Annotated in this window: 20 protein-coding genes, 1 tRNA gene and 2 other RNA genes; 17 read left to right on the top strand and 6 right to left on the bottom strand. The window is 51.1% G+C overall.

The genetic code is table 11. The features are described from left to right. The first annotated feature begins 40 nt into the window (after nt 1-40). From OH663_RS07185 to OH663_RS07140, 10 genes are all read left to right on the top strand, one after another. Nucleotides 41-117, top strand: a tRNA-Pro gene (locus OH663_RS07185). A 32-nt stretch (nt 118-149) separates the two neighbouring features. Continuing rightward, nucleotides 150-282: non-coding RNA, RtT sRNA (locus OH663_RS07180), on the top strand. A gap of 32 nt (nt 283-314) precedes the next feature. Next, nucleotides 315-447, top strand: a non-coding RNA gene (locus tag OH663_RS07175) — RtT sRNA. 420 nt (nt 448-867) lie between these two features. Further along, nucleotides 868-1,104: a hypothetical protein gene (locus tag OH663_RS07170; RefSeq protein ID WP_162604169.1), complete on the top strand. Its 237-nt coding sequence runs from the start codon at nt 868-870 to the stop codon at nt 1,102-1,104. After that, nucleotides 1,019-2,626 carry a dipeptide ABC transporter periplasmic-binding protein DppA gene (gene dppA, locus OH663_RS07165; protein WP_045448670.1) on the top strand — a complete coding sequence of 536 codons (1,608 nt, stop codon included), beginning with the start codon at nt 1,019-1,021 and terminating at the stop codon, nt 2,624-2,626. The genes OH663_RS07170 and dppA overlap by 86 nt, the downstream gene beginning before the upstream one ends. A gap of 162 nt (nt 2,627-2,788) precedes the next feature. After that, nucleotides 2,789-3,808: a dipeptide ABC transporter permease DppB gene (dppB, locus tag OH663_RS07160; protein ID WP_045448668.1), complete on the top strand. Its 1,020-nt coding sequence runs from the start codon at nt 2,789-2,791 to the stop codon at nt 3,806-3,808. Nucleotides 3,809-3,817: 9 nt separating this feature from the next. Further along, a complete protein-coding gene (gene dppC, locus OH663_RS07155; protein ID WP_045448666.1) occupies nt 3,818-4,720 on the top strand; it encodes a dipeptide ABC transporter permease DppC in 903 nt (300 codons plus the stop codon). Between the two features lie 10 nt (nt 4,721-4,730). After that, nucleotides 4,731-5,714: a dipeptide ABC transporter ATP-binding protein gene (dppD, locus tag OH663_RS07150; RefSeq protein ID WP_045448664.1), complete on the top strand. Its 984-nt coding sequence runs from the start codon at nt 4,731-4,733 to the stop codon at nt 5,712-5,714. Next, nucleotides 5,711-6,715 carry a dipeptide ABC transporter ATP-binding subunit DppF gene (dppF, locus tag OH663_RS07145; protein ID WP_200011317.1) on the top strand — a complete coding sequence of 335 codons (1,005 nt, stop codon included), beginning with the start codon at nt 5,711-5,713 and terminating at the stop codon, nt 6,713-6,715. The genes dppD and dppF overlap by 4 nt, the downstream gene beginning before the upstream one ends. A gap of 176 nt (nt 6,716-6,891) precedes the next feature. Then, nucleotides 6,892-8,094, top strand: a complete 1,203-nt coding sequence (locus OH663_RS07140; protein ID WP_045448660.1) for a sigma-54 interaction domain-containing protein — start codon at nt 6,892-6,894, stop codon at nt 8,092-8,094. A 33-nt stretch (nt 8,095-8,127) separates the two neighbouring features. Here the strand turns inward: OH663_RS07140 and OH663_RS07135 are convergent, their stop codons facing one another. Together OH663_RS07135 and megL are read right to left on the bottom strand one after the other, a co-directional pair. Beyond that, nucleotides 8,128-9,426, bottom strand: coding sequence for an SLC5/6 family protein (locus OH663_RS07135; protein ID WP_045448658.1), 1,299 nt, complete (start codon nt 9,424-9,426; stop codon nt 8,128-8,130). A gap of 117 nt (nt 9,427-9,543) precedes the next feature. After that, nucleotides 9,544-10,740: a methionine gamma-lyase gene (megL, locus tag OH663_RS07130; RefSeq protein ID WP_045448656.1), complete on the bottom strand. Its 1,197-nt coding sequence runs from the start codon at nt 10,738-10,740 to the stop codon at nt 9,544-9,546. 429 nt (nt 10,741-11,169) lie between these two features. On the opposite strand from megL, the gene OH663_RS07120 reads away from it, so the two are divergent. The 4 genes from OH663_RS07120 to OH663_RS07105 all read left to right on the top strand — a co-directional run bounded on the left by OH663_RS07120 (nt 11,170) and on the right by OH663_RS07105 (nt 16,669). After that, complete coding sequence (locus tag OH663_RS07120; protein ID WP_200011319.1) at nt 11,170-11,277, top strand: type I toxin-antitoxin system toxin Ldr family protein; 108 nt, start codon at nt 11,170-11,172, stop codon at nt 11,275-11,277. A gap of 226 nt (nt 11,278-11,503) precedes the next feature. Next, nucleotides 11,504-13,510 carry a biofilm formation regulator HmsP gene (hmsP, locus tag OH663_RS07115; RefSeq protein WP_200011327.1) on the top strand — a complete coding sequence of 669 codons (2,007 nt, stop codon included), beginning with the start codon at nt 11,504-11,506 and terminating at the stop codon, nt 13,508-13,510. A 157-nt stretch (nt 13,511-13,667) separates the two neighbouring features. Then, nucleotides 13,668-14,954, top strand: coding sequence for a C4-dicarboxylate transporter DctC (gene dctA / locus OH663_RS07110; RefSeq protein ID WP_045448651.1), 1,287 nt, complete (start codon nt 13,668-13,670; stop codon nt 14,952-14,954). Nucleotides 14,955-15,175: 221 nt separating this feature from the next. Continuing rightward, a complete protein-coding gene (locus OH663_RS07105) occupies nt 15,176-16,669 on the top strand; it encodes a M16 family metallopeptidase (protein WP_045448650.1) in 1,494 nt (497 codons plus the stop codon). 54 nt (nt 16,670-16,723) lie between these two features. Here the strand turns inward: OH663_RS07105 and kdgK are convergent, their stop codons facing one another. Beyond that, complete coding sequence (gene kdgK / locus OH663_RS07100; RefSeq protein ID WP_045448645.1) at nt 16,724-17,653, bottom strand: 2-dehydro-3-deoxygluconokinase; 930 nt, start codon at nt 17,651-17,653, stop codon at nt 16,724-16,726. Between the two features lie 230 nt (nt 17,654-17,883). Between kdgK and pdeH the strand changes: the two genes are divergently transcribed. Then, nucleotides 17,884-18,651 carry a cyclic-guanylate-specific phosphodiesterase gene (gene pdeH, locus OH663_RS07095; RefSeq protein WP_045448643.1) on the top strand — a complete coding sequence of 256 codons (768 nt, stop codon included), beginning with the start codon at nt 17,884-17,886 and terminating at the stop codon, nt 18,649-18,651. A gap of 77 nt (nt 18,652-18,728) precedes the next feature. Next, nucleotides 18,729-20,789: an AsmA family protein gene (locus OH663_RS07090; protein ID WP_200011329.1), complete on the top strand. Its 2,061-nt coding sequence runs from the start codon at nt 18,729-18,731 to the stop codon at nt 20,787-20,789. Between the two features lie 45 nt (nt 20,790-20,834). Here the strand turns inward: OH663_RS07090 and OH663_RS07085 are convergent, their stop codons facing one another. The 3 genes from OH663_RS07085 to OH663_RS07075 form a co-directional block, all read right to left on the bottom strand. After that, the gene (locus OH663_RS07085) at nt 20,835-22,157 is read right to left on the bottom strand and encodes an MFS transporter (protein WP_045448639.1); all 1,323 of its coding nucleotides are present in this window, start codon (nt 22,155-22,157) and stop codon (nt 20,835-20,837) included. 321 nt (nt 22,158-22,478) lie between these two features. Beyond that, on the bottom strand, nt 22,479-23,480 hold the full coding sequence (gene yhjD, locus OH663_RS07080) for an inner membrane protein YhjD (RefSeq protein ID WP_045448637.1): 1,002 nt from the start codon (nt 23,478-23,480) through the stop codon (nt 22,479-22,481). Nucleotides 23,481-23,559: 79 nt separating this feature from the next. Then, the gene (locus OH663_RS07075) at nt 23,560-24,459 is read right to left on the bottom strand and encodes a LysR family transcriptional regulator (protein WP_200011331.1); all 900 of its coding nucleotides are present in this window, start codon (nt 24,457-24,459) and stop codon (nt 23,560-23,562) included. A gap of 119 nt (nt 24,460-24,578) precedes the next feature. Here OH663_RS07075 and OH663_RS07070 point away from each other — a divergent pair, with 119 nt between their 5' ends. After that, complete coding sequence (locus tag OH663_RS07070) at nt 24,579-25,337, top strand: SDR family NAD(P)-dependent oxidoreductase (protein WP_045448633.1); 759 nt, start codon at nt 24,579-24,581, stop codon at nt 25,335-25,337. Nucleotides 25,338-25,637 lie beyond the last annotated feature (300 nt).

Genomic DNA, 25,637 nt, shown 5'->3' with positions numbered 1-25,637 from the left:
TGACGGGCGCGCACCTGCGCAGTAAGATGCGCCCCGCATTCGGTGATTGGCGCAGCCTGGTAGCGCACTTCGTTCGGGACGAAGGGGTCGGAGGTTCGAATCCTCTATCACCGACCAAATTTAAAACCCTGCTCAACGAGCAGGGTTTTTTGCATTTGTAGTCGCGAGGATGAGAACCTCCGGGGGTAAGAGGTTCGACTCGAGCAGCGCGAGAGAACGTTGCAACAGCAACGGCCCGCAGGGCGAGCCACGAAGTGGCGAGTAGTCCTCTATCACCGACCAAATTTAAAACCCTGCTCAACGAGCAGGGTTTTTTGCATTTGTAGTCGCGAGGATGAGAACCTCCGGGGGCAAGAGGTTCGACTTGAGCAGCGCGAGAGAACGTTGCAACAGCAACGGCCCGCAGGGCGAGCCACGAAGTGGCGAGTAGTCCTCTATCACCGACTAAAAACTTACCTTCATTTCATCTGCAAAAATTGTGCACCACTTCCCACTGACAGTTAACGATTCTGTGACATATTCCATTGTCTTTTTTTATATTAGCTTGAATCTTTTTTTGCGTTACTTATGGCTGAACCTAGCATTTTCAGCTGTGCGTTTTAACGTTCATGGTATTAATCGCTCAGATATGCAGCATTAATTTAGAAATTTTTCATAATCTGCATAAATGTTAATCACCAAATGTTGTTAAATATGAAGATATTTATTCTGGCATAGTGCGCGTAGCACAAATTTCCCTGCTGAAAATATCAGTCTGCACTTTTTTTAATCTTTGTTTGCGAATTCTCACCCTTGGTGTAAATCACGGTTACCTGTATTGACGTTTTCACATTCTGTTGACAGATTGTAGGGCATGAGGGGCATTTCATGGAGAATCCGCACTGCAACTCAGTCGCTTATGTGAACGGAATCCCTATCCTCTTAACGCCGACCCGGCCGGGTAAAAAACAAAAAAGGCCAGGCGGTGCAAACCCACTGCAAAGGGTAAAACAACAAACATCACATTTGGAGCAGAAGAATGAGTATTTCCTTGAAGAAGTCAGGGATGCTGAAGCTTGGTCTGAGCCTGGTGGCTATGACCGTCGCAGCAAGCGTACAGGCTAAAACTCTGGTTTATTGTTCAGAAGGATCTCCTGAAGGCTTTAACCCACAGCTTTTCACCTCTGGTACCACTTATGACGCCAGCTCAGTGCCGATTTATAACCGCCTGGTTGAATTCAAAACTGGTACGACTGAAGTTATTCCGGGCCTTGCTGAGAAGTGGGAAATCAGCGAAGACGGTAAAACATATACCTTCCACCTGCGTCAGGGTGTGAAGTGGCAGGACAATAAAGAATTTAAACCAACGCGTGATTTTAACGCCGATGACGTGGTGTTCTCTTTCGATCGTCAGAAAAATGCTCAGAACCCGTACCATAAAGTGTCTGGCGGCAGCTATGAATACTTCGAAGGAATGGGCCTGCCAGACCTGATAAGCGAAGTGAAGAAAGTTGACGATAAAACCGTTCAGTTCGTGCTGACGCGTCCTGAAGCGCCGTTCCTTGCGGACCTGGCTATGGACTTCGCCTCTATTCTTTCCAAAGAATATGCTGACAACATGCTGAAAGCGGGCTCCCCGGAGAAAGTGGATCTGAACCCAATCGGTACCGGTCCGTTCCAGCTGCAGCAGTACCAGAAAGACTCCCGTATTCTGTATAAAGCATTCGAAGGCTACTGGGGCACCAAACCGCAGATCGACCGTCTGGTCTTCTCCATTACGCCTGACGCTTCTGTGCGTTATGCCAAACTGCAGAAGAATGAGTGCCAGGTAATGCCATACCCGAATCCGGCTGATATCGCACGTATGAAGCAGGATAAAAACATCAATCTGATGGAGCAGGCGGGTCTGAACGTTGGCTATCTCTCTTTCAACACCGAGAAGAAACCGTTTGATGACGTGAAAGTCCGTCAGGCGCTGACCTACGCGGTGAACAAAGAAGCAATCATCAAAGCCGTTTATCAGGGTGCAGGTGTTGCTGCGAAAAACCTGATCCCACCAACTATGTGGGGCTACAACGATGACGTTAAAGACTACAGCTACGATCCAGAGAAAGCCAAAGCGCTGCTGAAAGAAGCGGGTCAGGACAAAGGCTTCACTGTTGAGCTGTGGGCAATGCCGGTACAGCGTCCGTACAACCCGAACGCACGCCGTATGGCTGAGATGATCCAGGCTGACTGGGCGAAAATTGGCGTTCAGGCCAAGATTGTCACCTACGAGTGGGGCGAGTACCTCAAGCGCGCCAAATCTGGTGAGCACCAGGCCGTTATGATGGGCTGGACCGGCGACAACGGGGATCCGGATAACTTCTTCGCTACGCTGTTCAGCTGTGCAGCAGCGAAAGATGGTTCCAACTACTCTCGCTGGTGCTACAAGCCGTTTGAAGATTTGATTCAGCCGGCGCGTGCGACCGACGATCACAATAAGCGTATTGAACTCTACAAACAGGCTCAGGTGGTGATGCATGACCAGGCTCCGGCACTGATTATCGCTCACTCCACCGTATATGAGCCGGTGCGTAAAGAAGTCAAAGGCTATGTGGTTGATCCATTAGGCAAACACCACTTCGAAAATGTCTCTGTCGAATAATTAAAAGCAAGCCAGGCCGCGTTACGTACCGTTAAGTCGGACCCGCGTAACGCGATCTGGCAGTAATGCTTTATCTCCTTCTCGCTTGAGGGGGAGATAAGATTTGTGAGCAATACAGACGTGCTGTCACCAGGCTGCACGTCATTAGAGAGAATCCGGGTTATGTTGCAGTTCATTCTCCGACGTTTGGGACTCGTCATCCCCACGTTTATCGGTATCACTCTTCTCACCTTTGCCTTCGTCCATATGATCCCCGGTGATCCGGTGATGATCATGGCAGGTGAACGTGGTATCTCCCCTGAGCGCCATGCTCAACTCTTAGCTGAACTCGGTCTGGATAAGCCGATGTGGCAACAATACCTCCATTATATTTGGGGGGTGATGCATGGCGATTTGGGTATCTCACTGAAAAGCCGTTTACCGGTGTGGGAAGAGTTTGTGCCTCGCTTTAAAGCGACGCTGGAGTTAGGCGTCTGCGCCATGATTTTTGCTACCGCAGTGGGAATTCCAGTCGGTGTACTCGCTGCTGTTAAGCGTGGTTCCATTTTCGACCATACCGCAGTTGGCCTGGCGCTGACCGGTTACTCCATGCCTATCTTCTGGTGGGGCATGATGCTGATCATGCTGGTCTCCGTGCAGTGGAATCTGACGCCTGTTTCCGGGCGGGTAAGCGACATGGTGTTCCTTGATGATTCCAATCCACTCACCGGTTTCATGCTGATCGACACCGCCATCTGGGGTGAAGAGGGCAACTTCATTGATGCCGTGGTGCATATGATCCTGCCTGCGATGGTGCTGGGGACAATTCCGCTGGCGGTGATAGTGCGTATGACCCGTTCGTCAATGCTGGAGGTGTTGGGTGAAGATTATATTCGCACTGCGCGCGCCAAAGGTTTGACGCGGATGCGTGTAATCATCATTCATGCGCTGCGCAATGCCATGCTGCCCGTCGTGACCGTTATCGGCCTGCAGGTCGGTACGCTGCTGGCAGGGGCAATCCTGACCGAAACCATATTTTCGTGGCCGGGTCTGGGGCGCTGGCTGATTGATGCGTTGCAACGCCGTGATTATCCGGTTGTGCAGGGCGGCGTATTGCTGGTGGCGACGATGATTATTCTCGTCAACCTGCTGGTAGACCTGCTGTACGGCGTGGTGAACCCGCGTATTCGGCATAAGAAGTAAGGGGCCATCATGTCACAGGTTACTGAAAATAAAGTTATTACTGCACCGGTGCCCATGACCCCGTTGCAGGAGTTCTGGCACTATTTCAAACGCAACAAAGGTGCGGTTGTTGGGTTGGTATACGTTGTTGTGATGATCCTGATTGCGGTCTTTGCAAACGTCCTCGCGCCGTACAACCCGGCTGATCAGTTCCGCGATACGCTGCTGGCTCCGCCTGCATGGCAGGAAGGCGGTACGATGGCGCATTTGTTTGGTACGGATGACGTAGGGCGCGATGTGTTGTCTCGCCTGATGTACGGTGCTCGTCTGTCGCTGCTGGTCGGCTGTCTGGTGGTAGTACTCTCCTTGATGATGGGAGTGGTCCTGGGGCTGGTTGCGGGCTACTTCGGCGGTATTGTTGATAACATCATCATGCGCGTAGTGGATATCATGCTGGCGCTGCCGAGCCTGTTACTGGCGTTGGTGCTGGTAGCGGTATTTGGTCCGTCTATCGGTAACGCCGCGCTGGCGCTGACGTTTGTGGCATTGCCACACTATGTGCGTCTGACGCGCGCCGCCGTACTGGTGGAAGTCAACCGCGACTATGTTACCGCTTCCCGTGTGGCGGGGGCCGGAGCGATGCGCCAGATGTTCGTTAATATTCTTCCTAACTGTCTTGCGCCGCTGATTGTTCAGGCGTCGCTCGGCTTCTCTAACGCCATTCTCGATATGGCCGCGCTTGGCTTCCTTGGCATGGGTGCGCAACCGCCGACGCCGGAGTGGGGCACCATGCTCTCCGACGTGTTGCAGTTCGCGCAAAGTGCATGGTGGGTCGTGACCTTCCCAGGTCTGGCGATCCTGCTGACGGTGCTGGCATTTAACCTGATGGGTGACGGTCTGCGTGACGCGCTCGATCCCAAACTGAAGCAGTAAGAGGTTCGAGATGGCGTTATTAAATGTAGATAAATTATCAGTGCACTTCGGCGATGTGGGTTCCGAATTCCGCGCTGTAGACCGCATTAGCTACAGTGTAAACCAGGGTGAAGTGGTTGGCATTGTGGGGGAATCCGGCTCGGGTAAATCCGTCAGCTCGCTGGCGATTATGGGGCTGATTGACTACCCTGGCCGCGTAATGGCTGAGGCGCTGGAGTTTAACGGTCGCGACCTGAAGCGTATCTCTGAGAAAGAGCGCCGTCAGTTGGTGGGCGCAGAAGTGGCGATGATCTTCCAGGATCCGATGACCAGCCTGAACCCATGCTATACCGTTGGCTACCAGATTATGGAAGCCATAAAGGTACATCAGGGTGGTAACAAGAAAACCCGCATTCAGCGGGCGATTGACCTGCTGACGCTGGTGGGCATCCCCGATCCCGCCTCGCGTCTGGATGTTTATCCGCACCAGCTTTCCGGTGGTATGAGCCAGCGTGTGATGATCGCGATGGCGATTGCCTGCCGTCCGAAGTTGCTGATTGCCGATGAACCGACAACGGCGCTGGATGTGACCATCCAGGCGCAAATCATTGAGTTGCTGCTGGAGCTACAGCAGAAAGAAAATATGGCGCTGGTGTTGATTACTCACGATCTGGCGCTGGTGGCTGAGTCGGCGCACAAAATCATTGTGATGTATGCCGGCCAGGTGGTGGAAACCGGGGCTGCGCACGATATTTTCCGCGCTCCTCGGCATCCGTACACTCAGGCATTGTTGCGTGCGCTACCGGAGTTTGCCCAGGATAAAGCGCGCCTGGCATCGCTGTCGGGCGTGGTTCCGGGTAAGTACGATCGTCCGAACGGCTGTCTGCTGAACCCGCGCTGCCCGTATGCAACGGATAAGTGCCGTAGCGTTGAACCGGAGCTGAACATATTGGGCGACGGTCGCCAGTCGAAATGCCATTACCCACTCGATGATGCCGGGAGGCCTGGGCTATGAGTACGCATGTTGCCACCTCGCAACAACCATTGTTGCAGGCAATTGACCTGAAAAAACATTATCCGGTGAAGAAGGGCATGTTCGCTCCGGAGCGCCTGGTGAAAGCGCTGGACGGTGTGTCTTTTACCCTTGAACGCGGTAAAACGCTGGCAGTGGTCGGAGAGTCAGGCTGCGGGAAATCGACGCTCGGTCGCCTGCTGACGATGATTGAAGTTCCAACCGGCGGTGAGCTGTATTACCAGGGACAGGATCTGCTTAAACACGACCCGCAGGCGCAAAAACTGCGTCGACAGAAAATCCAGATTGTGTTCCAGAACCCGTACGGTTCTCTGAATCCGCGTAAAAAAGTGGGGCAGATTCTGGAGGAGCCGTTGCTGATCAACACCTCGCTCAGCAAAGAACAGCGTCGTGAAAAAGCGCTGGCGATGATGGCGAAAGTGGGTCTCAAAACTGAGCACTATGACCGCTACCCGCATATGTTCTCCGGCGGTCAACGTCAGCGCATCGCGATTGCCCGTGGTCTGATGCTTGATCCGGACGTGGTGATTGCCGATGAACCTGTTTCCGCGCTCGACGTATCCGTACGCGCACAGGTACTGAATCTGATGATGGATCTGCAGCAGGATCTGGGGCTGTCCTATGTCTTTATCTCCCACGATTTGTCGGTAGTGGAACATATTGCCGATGAAGTCATGGTGATGTACCTCGGCCGCTGTGTGGAGAAAGGAACCAAGGATCAAATCTTCAATAATCCGCGTCATCCTTATACGCAGGCTTTGCTCTCCGCGACGCCACGGCTGAACCCGGATGACCGCCGGGAGCGTATTAAGCTGACCGGCGAGCTGCCAAGCCCATTGAACCCACCGCCGGGCTGCGCGTTTAATGCCCGTTGCCGCCGTCGTTTTGGTCCTTGTACTCAGCTACAACCCCAGCTTAAAGACTATGGTGGTCAGTTGGTGGCATGCTTTGCCGTCGACCAGGATGAGAACCCACAGCAATAAACGTGGGTTATGACCTGATAACCGGAGCCTTGTGCTCCGGTTTTTTATATCTTTGTTTTTATCCCCACAGTGTGAGGTTATTGGCAGAACATTCTGCCGTGTCGGCTAGAATGTGTTCAGTACTGTAAGCATCACAGAAATATCTACTTCGCAGTTGCTAACTATTTGGAGCAAATGTGGTTACGATACGCTGGGATATTAAAACAATTGACCGCCTGTCTATGGTTGAGGACGTTCTTAAGGAGTTCTCTTTCTGTGACATTAATATCATTTCAATGAAAGTGACGACGGGCAGGATCCTGATTAAGTCGTGGTGTCGTCAACTGCAGGATATTTCTGGCGTTGAATCTCGTTTAAACCAGCGTACTGATATTATTAACGTTGCCTGGCTTTCTGAAGAGATTGCAGGGCTATCGTCACCGGATCTGACTCGCCCGCGTTATTTTTCAGACATTATTTGCAGCAGCCAGAGCATGCAGTTGCTGATTGAAAAGGCGATCAGAATCGCGGATAGCAAATATACCGTTTTAATCCGGGGTGAAACCGGTACCGGAAAAGAGCTGCTGGCCCGGGCTATCCATAATTCCGGGCATCGGCGCTTTTACCCGTTTATTCCCGTTAACTGCTCAGCGTTACCAGAGGCGCTGATGGAAAGTGAATTCTTCGGCTATGAAAGAGGGGCCTTCAGCGGTGCTGACTGCAAAGGTAAAAAGGGGCTGTTTGAAATGGCTGATAAAGGCACCCTGTTTCTGGATGAATTTGGTGAAATGCCGTTGAGTTTACAGGCTAAATTGCTGCGTGTTCTTCAGGATGGCGGGATACGTCGCGTTGGTGGGGCACAAATTATTCCAGTAAATGTGCGCATTATTGTGGCAACCAACGCAAATCTGGAGGAAATGGTCGAACAACGCCTGCTACGGGCCGATCTTTATTATCGTATTAACGTGCTTTCCCTCACCATTCCTCCTTTACGGGAGCGCCCGCAGGATATCAGCCAACTTATTCGCCATTTTGTGCAGAAATACGCAAAGGAATTCCAGCGACGTCTGATTCTGGATAAAGCCTGTTTTGAGGCATTGCATCATCACGCCTGGCCGGGAAACGTTCGCGAGCTGGAAAACACTATTATTCGTCTGATGCTGATGGCGGAATCCGATGTTATTACCAGAGAGGATTTGGGGATGACAAATATGCCATCGGCTAAGCAGGTCCATGCCGAGCGCCCTTTTAAAGAGCAAGTTCAGTACGCTGAGCGTCAGCTAATCGAGCAGATGGTTGAAGAAAATGTCTCGTCGCGGCATATTGCCAAAGCGTTGGGGGTATCTCATACCACGGTACTGAATAAAATCCGCAGCTATCAACTGGAGAGTGTGAGTTAAGCGCCGCCAGGATTTGACGGCGCACAATGCGGACTATTCAATCAGTTTCAATAACGGCGACAGACACAGCAAAATTCCGTACAGCAGGATAAGCCAGGTTTTCAGCCCGCGTAGTTTTTCCAGTTGCGTCACTTTATAGATCAGGAAAAACGGAATAATGCACGAAACGATACCGTAAAGTGGGCTGCCCATCTGGAAGAATACCAACACCGACACGCGGAATGACACCCAAATAACCAGTGTTGTTACGATAAACGCGCAAATACCCAGAGTTAAAACCAGCGGGTTAATTTTCTCAACGTCGATTACGCGCCCTAGTACGTTAAGAATAATGCCCTTAATCGCTTCATGGAACCCCAGATAAATACCGAAGAATGCAGTCAACACGGCAAAGATATTTAATACCGTTGAGGTAATATGGATGATTTGTCCTGGAATAACCTGAGCCGCCAGTGCCAACGCAGAAATATTCTGCTCGAAGGCCGATACAGCTTCTTCATGACTAATGGAAAAGGTAAATGAAAACGAGAAGAACAGGATCACCGCAATCAGCGTAATGTAACTGATTCGATGGGTGCGAATGGCCATGCGTGTAGCCAGTATTCTGTCAGACACCCGTTTGCGGTAGGCGATGTTCATTGGGTTCAGCACCTGAATAAACACCGCCGAAAAGAAGCAGAATGGGATGGTCAGCAGTACGTCACGAAAGAACACTGACGCCTCTGGGAACGCACTGATATTGCTAAAATTCCAGTGTGGAACCATCGCAAAACCAAACACAACGATGATACCCACTTTCACCACTACCATTGGACCGGAGATTTTGAATAGCAGCTTCTCCCCACCGGAGGCAATAGCAACCAGTACAGCAAAAATAGCTACTTTATAGATGATCGATTGTGAAAGATCGGCATCAGTCAGCCCGAAGGTTTTTATATATGAAGCGCTGTCAAAAACAACGGATAATGAATATATAAATATACCATGGATAATCATCAGGAAATAAATGACACCGAGAAACACTCCCCAGTTTTTTCCCAGGTAATGACTAATAATATCGGTGTAGTCATTGCAGGTTTCGCTTTCTGATAATGTTTTTAAATAAATATCCTGCACAATATAGGTTGCTGGGTAGGCAATAATAAATGCGACAATAAATACCCAAATACCTGTCAGGCCAATTTGTACTGGCATCAGTACCGTTCCGGCACCAATTGCCATGCCGATGCAGAGTAGCACCCAGCCAAAATCGTATTTCGTGAACGGTATTTTTTGTGAGAATGGTACGGCGGTTGCTGTATTGTTGCTTAATTGTAATGTGTTGTCCTGCATAGAACCCCCTGCCCAAAATACCCACTCTCCCTGAAAAAGGATTGTGCGTATAACCAGGCTGTTGTGCCTTGATTCTCAACGACCTGAACCGAGCGGCGTCGGTTCAGGTCGTAATGGTCAGAATGTTGCCTTTCTGATGGCGTGTTCAAGGTCGTTAATAATATCTTCTGGATCTTCAAGACCTACAGAAAGACGGATAAGTCCGTCGGTAATACCTGCTTTAAGCCGTTCCTCTGGCGCAACGGGCGAATGTGTCATAGACGCTGGGTGCTGAATGAGGGTTTCGGTATCACCGAGACTGACCGCGAGGAGGCACAATTCTACAGAATTGATCATCCGTCTGCCAGCCTCCAGGCCTCCGGCGATTTCGAAGCTGATAATTCCTCCCGGCAGACTCATCTGGCGTTTACCCAGCTCATACTGCGGGTGTGAAGGCAGGCCAGGATAATAAACTCGGGTAATAGACGGATGACCTTCCAGGAAGCGAGCAATTTTTAACGCGTTTTCACAGTGGCGTTCCATACGAATGCCCAGCGTTTTAACACCACGCAGCGTCAGCCAGGCGTTGAAGGGGCTCATACAGCCGCCGGTGATATCCTTCAGCCCGACGAATCGTGCCTGGTCGATAAAATCCTGCTTGCCAACAATGATGCCGCCAATCACGTCTCCGTGACCGTTGATATATTTGGTCACACTGTGCACCACGATGTCGGCACCTAACTGCAGAGGCTGCTGACAGTATGGCGACATAAAGGTGTTATCCACGACCAGCAATGCACCTTGTTGATGGGCTATGCCAGCCACCGTTTCAATATCGACCAGTGAGAGCGTTGGGTTGGCTGGCGTTTCGATATATACCACTTTAGTTTCCGGGCGCATGGCAGCACGGATTTCATCGGGTTTTGCGGCGTCAACGAAGCTCACGTTAATACCGAACTTCGGCATGCTGTGGGACAGAAAAGCATGAGTACAGCCGTAAATTGCACTGGCGGAAACGATATGATCGCCCTGCTGGCACAGGGTCAGCAGTGACGTTGTGATGGCTGAGATACCGGATGCGGTTGCCAATGCGGCGTCGCCTTTTTCCAGTACCGCCAACTTTTTCTCCAGCGCGTCGGTGGTGGGGTTACCCAAACGGGTATAAATGTACCCGGACTCCTCGAGCGCAAAGCGGGCGGCACCTTGTTCGGCGCTGTCAAAAACAAACGTTGAAGTCTGGAAAATAGGCGTACTAAGCGCGCCAGTGGAAGGATCGGGTTGTTGCCCCGCGTGAACGATCTGAGTATTGAATCCGTAAGTACGACAGTCAGACATGATATCTCCTTTAATTCGGAACAGAACAGCTCACACTCAAATAGCAATCGCTGTGCCATAAAATGAACCTATGGATATCAATACATTAGATAAATCGCTGTTTAGTAAGTTGTCAGGAAAGTTGCCATCTGGCAAAAAACTTTCCAGCCATGAAGGATGTGCGCGTACAAGTCTGATTGCGAAGCTTCACGCAGACTGAGTTATGGTGGGGTGATAGGCCGTAATTGTTGACGTAGAATCCGCGGCAAGCCGGACTCGTCCGGTGAGGCGCAATGTTGCGGGGGCTTGATCCCTGGCGGCATAGGTTGCTGGAAAGAGAAAACCCCCGCACGTTGTTTGGTATAAACCGGCAACATAACGGGGGCTAACTTGAATCCAGACAATTCAAGAATAGCCGCGAAAAGTTGCCATTGCAATACAGGCGGTTATATGACGCTCGCGCAGTTAGGCATTCCCTTCTGGCACGGTCTGGTTGCTCCGGTCATCGCTGGCATTACTGCCAGTCTGTTTGTGAACTGGCTGCGTAACAGAAAGTGACAGGGCTTATGGGCGTCAGCCTGCTGTAATGGAAATATGCGCCCGGACCAGGCCGCAGGGATAAACCTTGCGGCCTTTTTCGTCTTTATTGCAGGTAAGTTCCATCGCTATGTGGCTAACCTGCTGCGATAATGCGTGCGGGGAAGTTTTCAGATAGCGCCTCTCTTAATACGGCTACGATCGGGTATACTCTGACGGCAGTTTCGTCTATCCGTGGAGAGTCAGTTTGCGTGTCAGTCGCTCGTTAACAATTAAGCAGATGGCGATGGTTGCGGCCGTTGTCATGGTGTTTGTTTTTATTTTTTGCACCGTTTTGCTGTTTCATCTGGTACAGCAGAATCGCTACAACACGGCTACGCAACTTGAAAGCATCGCTCGCTCCGTCCGTGAACCTCTGTCGGCCTCTATTCTGAAAGCGGATATCCCCGAAGCGGAAACGATTTTAAGCCGAATTCAGCCCGCGGGTGTGGTCAGCCGCGCTGATGTTGTCCTGCCTAATCAGTTTCAGGCATTACGGATGAGCTTTATTCCCGAACGCCCCGTCCCGGTGATGGTGACTCGCCTGTTTGAACTGCCGGTACAGATTTCATTGCCGGTCTATTCTCTTGAGCGCTCCGCCAACCCGCAGCCTCTGGCGTATCTGGTTCTGCAGGCGGATTCGTATCGCATGTACAAATTCGTTATGAGCACGCTCTCAACGTTAGTGACCATTTACTTACTTTTGTCCTTAATATTGACGGTGGCAATCTCCTGGTGCATTAACCGTTTGATTGTGCATCCGTTACGCAAAATTGCTCGCGAGTTGAACGATATTCCTCAACAGCAGCTGATTGGCTACCAACTGGCGTTACCACGCCTGCATCAGGATGATGAGATTGGCATGCTGGTGCGCAGCTATAACCTGAATCAGCAGATGGTGCAGCGCTACACTGAAGAACAAAACGATCATTCGATGCGGTTCCCGGTTTCTGATCTACCCAACAAGACCTTTCTGATGGGGCTACTGGAGCAGGTCGTTACCCGCCAGCAAACCACGGCGCTAATGATTGTCGCCTGTGAGACCCTGCGTGATACCGCGGGTGTATTGACCGAAACCCAGCGGGAGATCCTGTTGCTAACGCTGGTCGAGAAACTGAAATCGGTGCTGGCGCCCAGAATGGTGCTGACCCAGGTGAGTGGCTATGACTTTGCCATTATTGCACACGGTGTGAAGGAACCCTGGCATGCGATTACATTAGGTCAGCAAGTACTCACTATCATGAATGAGCGGCTGCCTATTCAAAGCATTCAGCTACGTCCAAACTGCAACATTGGAGTGGCGATGTATTACGGTGACTTGAGTGCTGAACAGCTATACAGTCGCGCACTCTCGGCAGCATTAACCTCGCGTCGCAGAGGTAAAAACCAAATTCAGTTCTTTGACCCGCAGCAAATGGAAGAAGCACAGCAGCGTTTAACGGAAGAGAATGACATTCTCACCGCACTGGATAATCAGCAGTTTGCGCTTTGGATACAGCCACAGGTAGAGATATCCAGCGGTAAGATGTTGAGTGCAGAAGCGTTATTGCGGATCCAACAACCGGACGGAAGCTGGGAGCTGCCGGAAGGGTTAATCGACAGGATTGAATCCTGCGGTCTGATGATAACGGTCGGCTACTGGATACTTGAAGAGTCCTGTCGCCAGCTTTCCGCCTGGCAGGAGCGCGGCCTGATGTTGCCGCTGTCGGTGAATCTTTCGGCGTTGCAACTGATGCACCCGAGTATGGTGTCTGACCTGCTGGAACTGCTAAACCGCTATCGTATTAAGCCAGGCACATTGATTCTGGAAGTGACCGAAAGCCGACATATCGATGATCCGAACGCCGCTGTGGCTATTTTGCGGCCACTGCGTAATGCGGGTGTACGTATCGCGTTGGATGACTTTGGCATGGGCTATGCGGGGCTTCGACAGCTGCAACACATGAAGTCGCTGCCGGTAGATGTGCTCAAAATCGATAAGATGTTTGTTGAAGGATTACCGGAAGACAGCAGCATGATCACTGCAATTATTCAGTTGGCCCACAGCCTCGATTTGCAGATGATCGCCGAAGGTGTCGAAACCGAAGCGCAGCGAGAGTGGTTATCGCAGGCGGGAGTGGAAGTGGCCCAGGGATTCCTGTTTGCCCGTCCGGTTCCGGCAGATATCTTCGAAGAACGTTATTTAACGAAGGAATGGCCTGATTACAAAAGTTAAAAAAGGTAGCGCTTGTGCGAGCCAGCTCAAATTTTTTAACATTTTTGTATCAATTATGATCTTTGTACATTTCTGTGATGTTGTGTGGGTGTTACTTTAAGGCCGCAGGTTAAATAAAACCTTACAAGACCTGTGGTTTTTACTTTAAGGACACCCTATGAAAACCTCTATCTTCAAAAGCCTTTACTTTCAGGTCCTGACAGCAATTGCCATTGGTATTCTCCTTGGCCATTACTACCCTGAATTAGGCGCCCAAATGAAACCGCTTGGCGACGCGTTCGTTAAGCTTATTAAGATGGTCATCGCACCTGTCATCTTCTGTACTGTCGTCACCGGCATTGCAGGTATGGAAAGTATGAAAGCAGTAGGCCGCACCGGTGCGGTTGCACTGCTTTATTTTGAAGTGGTCAGTACAATTGCACTGATCATCGGTCTTATCATCGTCAACGTGGTGCAACCTGGTGCCGGGATGAACGTCGATCCGGCGACGCTGGATGCTAAAGCAGTAGCGATTTACGCTGAACAGGCAAAAGACCAGGGGATTGTGGGCTTCCTGATGGATATTATCCCGGGTAGCGTCATTGGGGCGTTCGCCAGTGGCAACATCCTGCAGGTATTGCTGTTTGCGGTAATGTTTGGTTTTGCTCTGCATCGTCTGGGCAGCAAAGGCCAGATGATTTTCAACGTAATTGAAAGCTTCTCGCAGGTCATTTTCGGCATCATCAACATGATCATGCGCCTGGCGCCAATCGGTGCTTTCGGTGCCATGGCCTTTACCATCGGTAAATATGGCGTCGGAACGCTGGTACAGTTGGGTCAGCTGATTATCTGCTTCTACATCACCTGTATTCTGTTTGTGGTGGTGGTGCTGGGATCGATTGCCCGTGCAACCGGCTTTAGCATCTTCAAGTTCATCCGCTATATCCGTGAAGAACTGTTGATCGTTCTGGGCACATCTTCTTCCGAGTCGGCGCTGCCGCGTATGCTCGATAAGATGGAAAAGCTGGGCTGTCGGAAGTCGGTGGTCGGACTGGTTATCCCTACAGGCTACTCGTTTAACCTTGATGGTACGTCGATCTATCTGACGATGGCGGCGGTATTTATCGCGCAGGCAACGAACAGTCATATGGATATCTTCCATCAGATAACTCTGCTGGTGGTGCTGCTGCTCTCCTCGAAAGGGGCTGCGGGTGTTACCGGAAGCGGCTTTATTGTTCTGGCTGCGACTATCTCCGCCGTGGGTCATTTGCCGGTTGCCGGTCTGGCGTTGATTCTTGGTATTGACCGATTCATGTCTGAAGCCCGTGCGCTGACCAACCTGGTTGGTAACGGTGTGGCAACGGTTGTCGTTGCTAAATGGGTGAAAGAACTGGACCACAAAAAGCTGGATGATGTGCTGAATAATCGTGCGCCGGATGGCAAAACGCACGAATTATCCTCTTAATCTCGTCACTTATGCCCGTAGTCCCTTGTAGGGCTACGGGCTCCTGCGCATAATTGACCCCTGTGCCCGAATTCATCAATACGATGGCTTTGGGATTTTTTCACTTCTTCCGTGACATTTTTATGTTCTCGCGGTCTAACACGAAGTGTTTTTAACGTCATATTCAGAGAGTCCTTTCAGGACTGTCTTTTTATTACCAGGATTGTTGATCAGGGGTTCACATGCAGGGCACAAAAATTCGACTTTTAGCGGGCGGCTTGCTGATGATGGCCTCTGCCGGCTATGTGCAGGCAGATGCGCTCCAGCCTGACCCGGCGTGGCAACAGGGCACGCTGGCAAATGGCTTACAGTGGCAAGTTCTCGCCACGCCCCAGCGTCCCAGCGACCGCATAGAGGTTCGCCTGCTGGTTAATACCGGTTCACTCACCGAAAGTACGCAACAGAGTGGTTTCAGCCATGCGATCCCTCGCATTGCGCTGACGCAAAGCGGTGGTCTGGATGCCGCGCAAGCCCGTTCATTGTGGCAGCAGGGGTTCGATCCAAAACGTCCCATGCCGCCCGTTATCGTTTCCTATGATTCCACACTGTATAACCTCAGTTTGCCTAACAGCCGCAATGACCTGCTGAAAGAGTCGTTATCTTATCTGGCGAACATTTCCGGCAAGCTGACCATCACGCCTGAAACGGTCAATCATGCGCTGAATAGCGAAGATATGGTTGCGACCTGGCCTATGGATACCAAAGAAGGGTGGTGGCGTTATCGTCTGAAGGGATCGACGCTGTTGGGACATGATCCCGCCGATCCGCTGAAAACACCAATTGATGCGGCGAAAATTCAGTCGTTCTATCAGAAATGGTATACCCCGGATGCCATGACGCTGATTATCGTCGGTAACGTTGATGCGCGCAGCGTGGCTGAGCAAATCAATAAAACCTTTGGTGAGTTAAAAGGAAAACGCGAAACGCCGGCACCAGTACCTACGCTCTCTCCACTGCGTGCCGAAGCGGTTAGCATTATGACCGATGCAGTGCGTCAGGATCGCCTTTCCATCATGTGGGATACACCGTGGCAGCCTATCCGCGAATCCTCCGCGCTGTTGCGCTACTGGCGTGCTGATTTAGCCCGTGAGGCGCTGTTCTGGCATATTCAGCAAACGCTAACCAAAAATAACGCGAAAGATATCGGCCTTGGTTTTGACTGTCGGGTTCTGTTCCTGCGCGCGCAGTGCGCCATTAACGTTGAGTCTCCGAACGATAAACTGAACGCGAATTTGGGCATGGTCGCGCGTGAACTGGCGAAAGTGCGTGATAAAGGTCTACCGGAAGAAGAGTTCAATGCGCTGGTGGCGCAAAAGAATCTGGAGCTGCAGAAACTGTTTGCCACCTATGGTCGTACCGATACCGATATTTTGATCAGCCAGCGGCTGCGTTCGCTGCAAAATCAGGTAGTGGATATCGCGCCAGAGCAGTACCAGCGTTTACGCCAGAACTTCCTCAACGGCCTGACCGTCGAAATGTTGAACCAGAACCTACGCCAGCAATTATCGCAAGAGATGGCGTTAATTCTGCTCCAGCCGAAAGGTGAACCTGAATTCAATATGAAGGACTTGCAGGCTACGTGGGATCAAATCATGGCTCCTGTGACGACCGCGGCGACTGCTGTTGAAACGGATGAGGCTCATCCTGAAGTGACGGATATTCCGCCGGTGCAATAAGCAGGAATTTCCCTCTCCCGGTTGGGAGAGGGTGAACAAAACTAGCGTGACATTCTATTGTGGCATTGCGTCGCGTGGAATAATCGCCCCACGATGCTGAATAACAGTGCTTGCTGTCAGGTGGCCGCGTTTGGCGGCTTCTGCGGCATCGCCACCGGTTAAGCGTACTGCCAGATATCCTGCGCTGAAGGAGTCTCCAGCAGCCGTGGTATCAATGACCTTCTCTTTCGGTAATTTTACAGCCGGTACATCAATGAGTTCTTCGCCAGCGATGGAAACAAGGCAAGAGTCTGCGCCACGCTTCACAACCACTTCCTGCACACCAGCTGCGTGAGTGCGGGCAATCACCTCGGTAACGGGTTTTTCGCCCCACAATGCGTCTTCATCATCCAGCGTCAGGAACGCGATATTGGTGCATTCCAGCATCTGCTGATACACCTGCTGCGTCTCTTCTTTACTGCTCCACAGACGTGGACGGTAGTTGTTGTCAAATATGACTTTTCCACCGTTGGCGCGGCATTCGCGGAGCAGCGATAGCAGCTTCTCACGGCTGGATGGGCTTAATATCGCCAGGCTTATTCCACTCAGATACAGGTAGTCGAATGTGGCCAGTTCTTCGCAAATGGCGGCAGACTGTTCACTCTCCAGCCAGAATTTTGCCGCAGCTTCATTACGCCAGTAATAGAAGGTGCGTTCACCGGTGTTGTCTGTCTCAATGTAATAGAGACCTGGGAGGCGATTTTCCATACGCTGCGTTAAAGAGGTATCGACGTTTTCGCTGTGCCAGGATTCCAGCATTTGTTGGCTGAAACTGTCAGTGCCCAGCGCCGTCACATAGTGTACGGAAAGTGCCGCAGAATCGACCTGACGGGCGATATAAACGGATGTATTCAACGTGTCGCCACCGAATCCGCGCTGAACATCAGCACCTTTCTGTGACAGCTCAATCATGCATTCGCCAATCACGGCAATCTTTCTGGACATAGTCGTAACCTGCTCTGAAAAAAATTAGCGTTAGTGTGCGCTGTGGGTAGTATGTGGTCAACTATATTAAAACATCGTTCCATTAATTTTTTGAGCCAGCACGTGTTCTGTGTGATTTTTGCCGCTTAGTTTTTTATTTTGCGTTGCGCTGAACGTAAAGTTCTGCGCCCGAGCGCCGATAACCTTTGACGAGTCCGGTCAGTCACACTCTTATTTACAGGACACCTCAGATGATAAAGCAGGTTACCCAGCAGCTAATTACGCCTGATGCGAGTATCGAAAGCTTGCTTGAGCGACGCTATTGGCTGCAGTGCGAGCGTGCTTACACCTATCAGCCGATTTACCAGACCAATGGGCGACTGATGGCCGTTGAGCTGCTGACTGTCGTGAGCCATCCTGATAACCCTTCCCACCGTATTGCGCCGGATCGTTATTTTGCTGAAGTGGCCGTTCGACATCGGGTTGACGTGGTGAAAGAGCAGCTTCACCAGTTGCAGTTAAAAGGCGAATTTTTCAGGGCCCACGGTCTGCTGGCGTCAGTGAATGTTGATGGACCGACGTTAATTGCGATGCGCCAGGAGGCTGAAATACTGAAAATCATCGAATGCCTGCCCTGGCTGCGATTCGAGCTGGTGGAGCATATTCGCCTGCCGAAGGGATCGTCTTTCGCCTCTATGTGCGAGTTCGGGCCACTCTGGCTGGATGATTTTGGTACCGGAATGGCGAATTTTTCGGCCCTCAGCGAAGTCAGTTATGACTACATTAAAGTGGCGCGGGACCTGTTTGTTATGCTGCGCCAGACGCCGGAAGGTCGGAACCTGTTCACGCTGTTATTACAGTTAATGAACCGCTATTGCCGTGGCGTGATCGTCGAAGGTGTAGAAACGCTGGAAGAGTGGCGTGATGTGCAAAACTCACCGGCTTTCGCCGCACAGGGCTATTTCCTCTCTCGCCCGGTCCCACTGGATACCCTTGAAGAGGTGATCTTGTCGCTTTGATATAGTCGTAGCGTGTCTCCTTTTGCCCTGCTGGACTATCTTTAGGACAGGCAAGGATGGAAACGAGGACGTAATATATGACGAAAGCAGGCAAAATAACCGCCATAGTATCAGGGGTTTTCTTGTTGTTGATCGTCGTACTCATCATGGTGATTGCGACATTTGACTGGAACCGGCTCAAACCGACCATCAACCAGAAAGTCTCTACTGAACTTAACCGACCATTCGCCATTCGGGGGGATTTAGGCGTTGTCTGGGAGCGCCAGAAGCAGGAGACCGGCTGGCGAAGCTGGATTCCGTGGCCGCATGTTCATGCTGAAGATATCATCCTCGGCAACCCGCCAGATATTCCTGATGTCACGATGGTACATCTTCCCCGTGTTGAAGCGACGCTTGCCCCATTGGCTTTGTTGACGAAAACCATCTGGCTACCGTGGATCAAGCTGGTGAAACCGGATGCACGACTTATCCGCCTGTCGGAGAAAAACAACAACTGGACCTTTACCCTGGCGGGAGATGACAATCGCGAACCCAATACTTCGCCGTCTGCCTGGTCTTTTCGTCTGGATAACATTCTGTTCGATCAGGGGCGCATAGCCATCAACGATAAGGTGACTCGCTCTGAGATTGAAATTCTGGTCGATCCGTTGGGCAAGCCGCTTCCCTTTAGTGAAGTGACCGGAACGAAAAGAAAAGAGAGTAGCGTCAGCGTCGGAGACTACGTTTTTGGTCTGAAAGCGCAAGGGCGATATAACGGCGAACCGCTAACCGGCACAGGGAAAATAGGTGGAATGCTGGCATTACGGGGGGAAGGTACGCCTTTCCCGGTACAGGCCGATTTCCGTTCGAGTAACACGCGTGTGGCGTTTACAGGGACGGTGAAGGATCCGATGAAGATGGGGGGCGTGGATCTCCAGCTTAAATTCTCAGGTGATTCATTAGGGGATTTGTACGATTTGACGGGGGTACTTCTGCCGGACACCCCACCATTTGAAACTGACGGGCGCTTGGTGGCAAAAATCGATACCGGCAAATCTTCAGTTTTTAATTATCGTGATTTTAATGGCCGCATTGGCGACAGCGATATTCACGGCACGCTCGCCTATACCACTGGTAAGCCGCGTCCGAAGCTGGAAGGCGATGTTGAGTCGCGCCAGTTGCGGTTAGCTGATTTGGGACCACTGATTGGCGTGGACTCCGGGAAAGGTGCGGAGCGGGCGAAAAAATCTGAACAACGCAAAGGTGAAAAAAGCGTTCAGCCTGCGGGTAAAGTGTTGCCATACGACCGCTTCGAAACCGATAAATGGAACGTGATGGACGCTGACGTGCGTTTTAAAGGACGACGTATTGAGCACGGCAGTAGCCTGCCCATCAGCGATCTCTCCACTCATATCATCCTGAAAAATGCCGACTTGCGGTTGCAGCCGCTGAAATTTGGTCTGGCGGGGGGCAGCATTGTTTCAAGCATCCATTTGCAAGGGAATAAAAAGCCGATGCAAGGAAGTGCGGATATACAGGCTCGCCGCCTGAAGCTGAAAGAGCTAATGCCGGATGTGGAACTGATGCAGAAAACGTTGGGCGAAATGAACGGAGACGCCAGATTTAGCGGTAGCGGGAATTCAGTGGCGGCACTGCTTGGTAATAGTAATGGCAATCTGAAGCTGCTGATGAATGATGGTCTTATCAGTCGAAATCTGATGGAGATTGTTGGACTGAATCTGGGTAACTATATTGTCGGGCAGATATTCGGTGATGACGAGGTCCGGGTGAACTGTGCGGCGGCGAATCTGGATATCGTCAATGGTGTTGCGCGTCCGCAGATTTTTGCGTTCGATACCGAAAATGCGGTCATCAATGTGACCGGAACCGCGAGCTTTGCCTCTGAACAGCTGGATTTAACCATTGATCCCGAGAGTAAAGGTATCCGTATTATCACCCTGCGTTCACCGCTGTATGTTCGCGGGACATTCAAGGATCCACAGGCAGGGGTGAAAGCCGGGCCGCTGATTGCGCGTGGCGCGGTTGCCGCAGCGCTGGCAACCTTAGTCACACCTGCGGCTGCCCTGCTGGCGCTGATTTCACCCTCTGAAGGTGAGGCCAACCAGTGCAGAACTATTTTGTCGCAGATGAAGAAGTGATTGCAGAAGAGAATTGCCGGATAGCACCGCTATCCGGCAAGCAAATTATAACGACTGGTGGCGTGTTTCGTGGGTTAACAACAGTGCTATCAGCGTTAATGTCGCCATTGACGCCAGGTAAATGCCGACCGCTGGCAGACCATAGTTTCCCTGCAACCAGGCGGCAATATACGGAGCAACGGAAGCCCCAAGGATTGACGAAACGTTATACGAAAATGATGCGCCAGTGTAGCGAACCTCGGTCGGGAAGAGCTCTGGTAGCAGCGCGCCCATCGGGCCGAATGTCAGCCCCATCAGGCTTAACCCCAGCAACAAGAAAGCGAACACCAGCGCCGGATTGCCGGAACCCAGCAACGGTTTAAAGGCGAACAGCGCGAACAAAATGATAAGCGTCGTGATGATAAGCATACTCTTGCGACGACCAAACGCGTCGGCCAACAGTCCCGCCACGGGAACCATTACGCCAAAGCCAATCACCGCCATCATCAACATCCACAACACTTCATTACGCGGCAAGCCAAGACCCACCGGGGCAGCTGCGGTACTGAACGTCATTGAATAGACGGTCATGATATAGAACAGTGTATAGGTTGCCAGCATGATAAACGTACCGAGGATCGTTACGCGTACATGTTTTGTCAGCAAGGTACCCAGCGGGATTTTAACCTGCTTTTTCGCCGCAGCCACTTTAGCGAAAACTGGCGACTCATGCAGCGAAACACGAACGTACAGGCCGATGATCACCAGCACAGCAGAAAAGATAAACGGTATGCGCCAGCCCCAGCTCATAAACTGCTCATCGGTAAGCAGCCAGGAGAGCAACAGGAACGTGCCGTTGGCAAAGAAGAAGCCGATAGGTGCGCCCAGCTGTGGGAACGAGCCGTACAACGCGCGTTTACGCGGAGGGGCGTTTTCCGTTGCCAGCAACGCTGCGCCGCCCCATTCGCCACCAAGTCCCAAACCCTGACCAAAACGTGCCAGTGCCAGCAGTAGTGGTGCAAAAATACCGATAGTTTCATAACCCGGCAGCAGACCAATGACGACCGTAGAAATCCCCATGGTGAGCAGTGACGCAACCAGTGTCACTTTGCGCCCTACGCGGTCACCGAAATGTCCGAACACGGCAGAACCAATTGGCCGTGCGACAAAGGCGATGGCAAAGGTCGCGAGAGACTGAAGCGTTGCCGCTGCTGGGTCGCCCTGCGGGAAGAAGATATGGGGGAACACGATCACTGCAGCGGTCGCGTATATATAGAAGTCAAAGAACTCAATGGCAGTGCCAATAAGTGAGGCGACGACGACTTTATTGCGCGAGTTGACCGGCGTGTGTTCCTGTTCATTGTCGAGCGTTGTGGCTGTTGCTTGCATAATATTTTCTTATTTTTGGTCGAACGAAAGGTCATATTACGCACAGCAAAAGAGACATTTCAATCTGTAACAAGCGTTGAGTCTGGTCAAAAATATGTCAAAAAGGGGATAATTTTTAGGCTGAAGATTTCTCTTCCATGAAATGCTTCACATAATTTAAAACTTGGATAATAAAACTGGTTTTTGGTTAAATAAAAGTTACGTACTGGATTTATATTCTGAAAAGAGTACCGGATGAAGATACAGGTATCTTATCTGGCCTACAGATCCTTGCGGAACGTAAGCCGGAGGCGGCTCACGAATCCGCTGTTGGGATGAGAATTAGCGGTGAGTTTTCCCCGGCATGCGCGGGTCATCTTTGTATTCAGCTGTTGCTATCCAGGCCGCGCAGAATAAGGTCAGGCGGGCGAAGAAATAGAAGAATGCCATCAGCCCTAGCACGGAGCCAAACGCCGCACCTGATGGTGATTGCACCAGCGACGGCAGCATATACGTCATAATAATTTTAATCGCTTCAAACCCAAGCGCCGCAATAAATGTGCCGCGAATAAGCGCTCTCTTACGCGGACGGTGGCGCGGCAATCGCCAGAATATCCAGAAGAACAACAAATAGTTGGCAAAAATTGAGATAGCCAGGCCGATCAGTCGCCAGGCTGGCTTCAGCCATTCGATACCGTCGAGATAAAGTGCAGAGATAATCATCTGCTGAGCGGAACCGGCGATAGACGTAATGGAGAGGGTAACGATCAGCGCAATCAGCAAACCAATCAATGAGACAAAATCGCGCAGGTATTTTATCCAGATTTTTTCCTGATCCTGCGGTGTGCGCTCCCAGACATCCCGCGACTGGGCGCGAATAGCTTCACGTAGATTTCCCATCCAGTTAATACCGGAATAGAGCGCGATCCCAAGCCCCACCAAACCGACGGTGGTACGTTGTTGAACGGCGGTATTGATGGTGTTTTTCAGCGTGGACGCAAGGGTAGGATCGCTGACGTTCATCAGGATTTTATTGAAGATATCCTGCAACAACGTGGGATGTGACGCGAGAATAAAACCGGCAGCGGCAAACGACACCATCAGGATGGGAATCATCGACAGGAACGAGAAATAGGTGATGGCTGCGCCAAACTGATTCCCCATTCGGTCATTAAAACGCTCCGTGGCGCGGATGAGGTGGGCGATAACAGGTTGGCGCTGGACCTTTTCCGCCAGGGTTATGGCCGTTTTCAGAGCCTGGTTCGCCTTCGCGTTGCTCTCAGGCGTTGTGGGAGTTGGTTCTTGTGTATGCGTAGGGTGTTTTGCATCGTGTTCCTGCGTCATCCGGTCGGTAGTCCTTATTTTGTGCACTCGAGTCATTATAGCCTGCTCAAGCCAGAATCCCGAAAATCGGTCTAACAGACTAATCCACATAGTCTTTCATCACGCCGGTTAACCATTCCATAAACAGATGTACCCGACGGGAGAGATTGCGACGGTGCGGATACAATAAAGAAACCGGCATAGGCTCTGGGCGATACTGCGGCAACACTTCGACCAGCGTTCTGGCGCGTAATGCCTCACGTACACCTATGCGTGGTACCTGAATAATGCCTAACCCGGCAAGGCATGCCGCATGGTATGTTTCGGTGCTATTCACCGTCAGCATGCCGCCGGTTTTCACCCATTCTGTGCCGTTTTCTGTCGCCACCTCGAAACCCTGTGAACGCGAGCCTAAATTCACTGAGTAATGCACCACCGCATGTGAAGCCAAATCTTCCAGACTTTCCGGATAGCCAAAACGGGCCAGGTATTGTGGGCTGGCACAGTTAACCTGCGTTAGTTTTCCCAGCGGGCGAGCAATTAGCCCGGAATCTTTTAACGTACCAACACGCACCACACAGTCGAAACGTTCACGAATCAAATCTACCAGGCGATCGCTGCTGCTCAGTTCAATTTCAAGACCTGGGTATTGATGTAAAAAATCCGGCAGGCGGGGTATTACCAGATTCTTTGCGACGCCAACCGGCATATCAACCCGCAGCTTACCGCTGATGCTGGCCGGATCGTGATGAAATAACCCGTCCAGTTCATCCAGATTGCTCAGCAGATCTTTAGCACGTTCGTAATAGATCATACCGTCCTGGGTAAGCTGTACGCGTCGGGTGGTGCGGTGAAGAAGCTGCGTACCCAGCGAGTTTTCCAGGGCCTGTATCTGGCGCGATACGCTACCTTTAGGGAGTCCGAGCGTTTCCGCTGCGCGAGAAAAGCTTTCCAGTTCTGCGACGCGGATGAACAACTGCATTGCGTGAATTTTATCCATTGCCATACCTTATTGTTGTTCTGGATGAAACAGTAATGCGTAATCAGCGATATTTATTGTTTTTTTAACACCTAATAAGCTCTGTCTCAATCTTCACAACACCTGAAATGAGGTTTCTTATGACGCAACGTATCGCATTGGTGACCGGTGGCGGTCGTGGACTCGGTAAAAACGCGGCGCTGAAGCTGGCGAACAAAGGAATTGGTATTATTCTGACGTGGAACAGCAATGAAAAAGAAGCGCAGCAGGTTGTGCATGAAATCAGGCAATCTGGTGGCAAAGCAGCAGCATTGTCGTTGAATGTCGGAGATATTTCCGCTTTCCCTCTGTTTGTTGAACAGATGCAGGAAGCATTACAGACGCAGTGGCAAAGCGATGGGTTTGATTATTTATTGAACAATGCCGGGATCGGCATTAACGCGCCGTATTCGGCATTCACCGAAGCGCAATTTGACCAACTTTTGAACATCCATTTTAAAGGGCCTTTTTTCCTGACGCAGAGCCTTTTACCGCTGATGAAAAAGGGGGGCAGGATCCTCAATGTCTCGACCGGATTATCGCGTTTTGCCCTGCCTGGCTACAGTGCATATGCTGCCATGAAAGGGGCGATGGAAGTGTTAACCCGTTACCAGGCCAAAGAGCTAGGTGAGCGCGGGATTACTGCAAATATTATTGCTCCAGGGGCGATAGAAACTGATTTTAGCGGTGGGAACGTACGGGACAATGCACAGCTGAATGCCTATATCGCCTCGCAAACGGCGCTGGGGCGTGTCGGATTACCGGATGATATTGGTGATGCCATTGCTGCACTACTCAGCGATGACCTGGCCTGGATGACAGCGCAGCGTATCGAGGTATCTGGCGGGATGTTCCTGTAAATCTGCAGGGTGCTTATTCAGTAGGTCGCGGTACCTGCTGAGTAAGCACTTAATGCTATATTGTGTTTTGTAACATATTCTCCGATCATCCGTGGTTCCTTATTTTTAGCCAACGTTATAGACTCTTAGAAATTAATATTTGCAAAGGTATTTTTGAACGCTAAAAATAAGAAGTTCCTTAAGCTTTGACGTAATTTTAAACGCTTTATGTAATCCTTTTTTGTGAGCTGTAACTATTTATAATTTCTGCTTCTTTCCTATCCTGTCATCGGTAGAATGGCCTCTGCCAAATGGTGAGTT

It is taken from the genome of Citrobacter sp. Marseille-Q5395, from assembly GCF_947057495.1.
GTDB classification, from domain to species: domain Bacteria; phylum Pseudomonadota; class Gammaproteobacteria; order Enterobacterales; family Enterobacteriaceae; genus Citrobacter; species Citrobacter murliniae.
Note: the sequence above shows the minus strand (reverse complement) of the source record. Positions and strands in the feature narration are given on the sequence as shown.

Coding starts and splice junctions, on each gene's coding strand:
- OH663_RS07085 (WP_045448639.1), bottom strand. CDS start 22,157: ATGCAAGCAACAGCCACAACGCTCGACAATGAACAGGAACACACGCCG.
- OH663_RS07170 (WP_162604169.1), top strand. CDS start 868: ATGGAGAATCCGCACTGCAACTCAGTCGCTTATGTGAACGGAATCCCT.
- dppD (WP_045448664.1), top strand. CDS start 4,731: ATGGCGTTATTAAATGTAGATAAATTATCAGTGCACTTCGGCGATGTG.
- OH663_RS07105 (WP_045448650.1), top strand. CDS start 15,176: ATGCAGGGCACAAAAATTCGACTTTTAGCGGGCGGCTTGCTGATGATG.
- OH663_RS07135 (WP_045448658.1), bottom strand. CDS start 9,426: ATGCAGGACAACACATTACAATTAAGCAACAATACAGCAACCGCCGTA.
- OH663_RS07070 (WP_045448633.1), top strand. CDS start 24,579: ATGACGCAACGTATCGCATTGGTGACCGGTGGCGGTCGTGGACTCGGT.
- OH663_RS07075 (WP_200011331.1), bottom strand. CDS start 24,459: ATGGATAAAATTCACGCAATGCAGTTGTTCATCCGCGTCGCAGAACTG.
- dctA (WP_045448651.1), top strand. CDS start 13,668: ATGAAAACCTCTATCTTCAAAAGCCTTTACTTTCAGGTCCTGACAGCA.
- dppB (WP_045448668.1), top strand. CDS start 2,789: ATGTTGCAGTTCATTCTCCGACGTTTGGGACTCGTCATCCCCACGTTT.
- dppA (WP_045448670.1), top strand. CDS start 1,019: ATGAGTATTTCCTTGAAGAAGTCAGGGATGCTGAAGCTTGGTCTGAGC.
- megL (WP_045448656.1), bottom strand. CDS start 10,740: ATGTCTGACTGTCGTACTTACGGATTCAATACTCAGATCGTTCACGCG.
- kdgK (WP_045448645.1), bottom strand. CDS start 17,653: ATGTCCAGAAAGATTGCCGTGATTGGCGAATGCATGATTGAGCTGTCA.
- OH663_RS07120 (WP_200011319.1), top strand. CDS start 11,170: ATGACGCTCGCGCAGTTAGGCATTCCCTTCTGGCACGGTCTGGTTGCT.
- yhjD (WP_045448637.1), bottom strand. CDS start 23,480: ATGACGCAGGAACACGATGCAAAACACCCTACGCATACACAAGAACCA.
- dppF (WP_200011317.1), top strand. CDS start 5,711: ATGAGTACGCATGTTGCCACCTCGCAACAACCATTGTTGCAGGCAATT.
- OH663_RS07090 (WP_200011329.1), top strand. CDS start 18,729: ATGACGAAAGCAGGCAAAATAACCGCCATAGTATCAGGGGTTTTCTTG.
- pdeH (WP_045448643.1), top strand. CDS start 17,884: ATGATAAAGCAGGTTACCCAGCAGCTAATTACGCCTGATGCGAGTATC.
- dppC (WP_045448666.1), top strand. CDS start 3,818: ATGTCACAGGTTACTGAAAATAAAGTTATTACTGCACCGGTGCCCATG.